The sequence below is a fragment of the Cellulomonas pasadenensis genome (assembly GCF_047229365.1).
GTDB lineage: Bacteria > Actinomycetota > Actinomycetes > Actinomycetales > Cellulomonadaceae > Cellulomonas.
In genome coordinates this window covers 1-3,502 of record NZ_JBFTEP010000218.1, presented here as the reverse complement: position 1 = coordinate 3,502, position 3,502 = coordinate 1, and the positions used below count along the sequence as shown (strand labels likewise).

Annotated in this window: 2 protein-coding genes; both read left to right on the top strand. The window is 77.9% G+C overall.

Annotated elements, in window-relative coordinates:
- Positions 1 to 2,317 (top strand): glycoside hydrolase family 43 protein (locus AB6N23_RS17745; protein WP_412867290.1); only part of this gene is annotated, 2,317 nt, incomplete at its 5' end.
- A 103-nt stretch (positions 2,318 to 2,420) separates the two neighbouring features.
- Positions 2,421 to 3,502: serine/threonine-protein kinase (locus AB6N23_RS17740; protein WP_412867289.1), on the top strand; the 1,082-nt coding region annotated here is incomplete at its 3' end.

The window sequence follows — 3,502 nt, the reverse complement described above, 5'->3', positions numbered from 1 at the left end:
GCCCGCCGCCGCGGCGCCCGACCGGCACGGCGGCGCGCGCCCCGCACCCGGCGCGACGACGTACACGAACCCCGTGAGCGCCGGCTTCGCCGACACGTACGCCGACCCGGCGGTCGTGCGCGGGCAGGACGGCTGGTGGTACGCGTACGGCACCACCGACCCGCTCCGCGAGGGCGAGGGCGCCCGGCACCTGCTGCCGGTCTCGCGCTCGCGTGACCTCGTGACGTGGGAGTACGTCGGCGACGCCTTCACGGCGAGCACGCTCCCGGCGTGGGCCGACACGCACCCGGACCGGCGCGCCGCGCTGTGGGCGCCCGACGTCCGGTACGTCGACGGCGAGTACCGCCTCTACTACGTCGTCACGCAGACCACGGTGACGACCGGGGCGGACGACAGCGCGATCGGCGTCGCGACGGCGCCCACGCCCACGGGACCGTGGACCGACGCGGGCGACCCCGTGGTCGACCCGCGCCCCGGCGCCGGCGGACCCGACGACTTCCTGTGGACCTTCGACCCGCACCACGTGGCCACGCCCGACGGCCGCGAGCACCTGTTCTACGGCTCCTACTACGGCGGCATCTGGGTCACCGAGCTCGACGCGACCGGCACCGAGGCGGTGGGCGAGCCCGTGCAGGTGACGATCGACAACAAGTACGAGGGCGCGTACGTCGTGCACCGCGACGGGTTCTGGTACCTCTTCGCGTCGTCGGCGAACTGCTGCGCCGGGCCGACGACGGGGTACGCCGTGCACGTCGGCCGGTCGGCGTCGCTCACCGGGCCGTACGTCGACCGCGAGGGCGTCCCGCTGCTGGCGTCCCGCGCGGGCGGCACGCCGGTGCTCGCGCCGAACGGCAACCGGTGGGTCGGCACGGGGCACAACGCCGTCGCGACCGACCTGTCCGGCCAGGACTGGGTCGTCTACCACGCGATCGACCGCGAGGACCCGTACCTGGACGGGACCGACGGCATCAACGAGCGCCCCATGCTGATCGACCGCCTCGACTGGGTCGACGGCTGGCCCGTGGTCCGCGGCGGCGCGGGCGCGTCCCAGGGCGCGCAGCCCGGCCCCGCCACGGGCGGCCGCCTCGTCACCGGCTTCGAGCGCGGGATCCGCGACCCGTGGCGCGGGGACGCGTGGCGCACCGTCAGCGGCGACCCGCAGGGCGGCCCGCACGCGCTCGCCCGCCGTCCCGGTGTCCTCGTCGCGCGCCACGCGCCCGCCGGGCCGCTGCGCGTCGAGGCCGACGTGCGCCTCGACGCGGGCGCCACGGGCGGCGTCGTGGCCGGCGCGGACGCCGGCAGGTGGGGCAGCCTGCACGACGGCCCCGACGCCGCGACCGGCACGGACGACGGCGTCGACCGCGGACGCGGCGGCCGGCACGACGCGGCCGTGACCGCGGTCGTGGACCCCGCCGCGGGCGTGCTGCGCCTGCGCAGCGGTCGCGCGGAGATGACCGCGCCCCTGCCGCCCGGCGTCGACTGGACGACGTGGCACGCGCTCGCGCTCGAGGTGGACGGCCGCACGGCGCGCGCGGAGCTCAGCCACGCGCGCCTCGGCGACCCGCTCGCCGTCGCGACGATCGACCTCGCGCGTCGCACCCGGGGCGGTGCCGCCGGCGCGATCGCGCTGACCCCCGGCGTGCACGTCGACGACCTCAGCGCCGTGCCGCTGGCGCCCCCGCCGCCCGCGCCGCAGCCGCTGCCCACCCCGGGGACGCTCGTCGACGACCTCACCTTCGACGACGGCACCGGCACCGGCTGGACCGCCGTGCGCGACCCGCAGGTCACCACCGCCGACGGCGACCTCGTCTGGCCGGTCGAGCAGGCCGACCTCGTCGGCCCCGGCGGCACGGCCGGGCTGCTCCTGCGCGACGTGCCCGCCGGCGGCTGGACCGCCGAGACCGTCGTGCGCGTCGACCTCGGCGAGGACGCGGTCCGCAACTTCCAGCAGGCCGGCCTGGTCGTGCACGCCGACGACGACCTGTTCGCCCGGCTCTCGCACGTCGCCATCTGGAACACACGGCAGACCGAGCTCGGCCACGAGCGCCCCTACGCCGGCCGCACCCAGTACGGCGGCACCATCGTCGGCCCGCCGGCCGAGCGCACCTGGCTGCGGCTGGTGCACCGCACGGACGCCGCGGGGGAGCACGAGGTGCGCGCCCTGACGAGCACCGACGGCACCACGTGGGTGGCGGGCGGCGTCTGGACGTTCCCGGCCGGCACCGACCTGCGCGTCGGCCTGGCCGCCCACGGGTGGAACGGCACCGACCCGCGCGCCGTCGCCCGCTTCGAGCACCTGCGCGTCTGGCAGGACTGACGCCCCGGGCGCCCCGGCCCGACGCCGCCCTGCACCTGGGCCGCACGGGGGATCACCCCCGCACGGCGTGCCGTCCCCCCGCGTGTCGCCTACCGTCGGAGGAATGTTGGACGGTGCGTCAGGTCGCTCACGCACCCCGTCGACCCCCGGTGCGGCCGGCGGGACGGACGAACCCGTCGTCCTCGCCCACCGCTACCGGCTGCAGGAGGTCATCGGCCGCGGCGGCTCCGGCACCGTCCACCGGGCCCTCGACGAGCTCCTCGGCCGCGACGTCGCCGTCAAGGTCCTGCCCGCCGTGCCGCGCGGCAGCGACGAGCTGCTGCGGCACGAGGCAGAGATCGCCGTCCTGGCGCGGCTGCGCCACCACGGCCTCGTGCGGCTCTTCGACGCCGAGTCCCTGCCCGTCGGCGAGGACCTGGTCCAGGCCTACCTCGTCATGGAGATCGTCCGCGGGCCCAGCCTGGGCGAGCGCCTGCGCACCGGACCCCTGACCGTGCGCCAGACCGCCGCCGTCGGGCGCGCCGCGGCGGACGCGCTCGCGGTCGTGCACGCGCAGGGGATCGTGCACCGCGACGTGAAGCCGGGCAACGTGCTCCTCGTCGACGACGACTGCCTCGACGAGCCGGACGACGTGCACGAGTGGCTGCCCGCCCGGCTCGTCGACTTCGGCATCGCCCGGCTGTCCGCGGCGACCCGCCTCACCGCCACGGGCACGGTCCTCGGCACCGTCGCGTACCTCAGCCCCGAGCAGGCGGTGGGCGGCGAGATCGGCGCCCCTGCCGACGTGTACGCGCTCGGGCTCGTGCTGCTCGAGGCGGTCACCGGCCGGCGCGCCTTCACGGGCACGACCGCGGAGGTGGCGGCCGCGCGCCTCACGCGCGACCCCGACGTGCCGCGCGAGCTCGACCCGCGGCTGCGGGCCGTGCTGCAGGCGATGACGCAGCGCCGGCCCGAGGACCGTCCGCCGGCCGCCGAGGTCGCGCACGAGCTGCTCGACCTGCTCGACGGCGTGCCGTGGGACGAGAGCACGCAGCCGACGCCCGCCGCGCCCCCCGCGGCCGGTGGCGCGGGGTCGGACGTCCCGGAGGACGAGGAGCCCACCGTCGCCGCACCGGTCGTCGCACCCGTGCCGGCGGCGGAGGGCCCCACCCCGGCCGAGCTGCGCGCCGCCGAGGCGCTCGCACC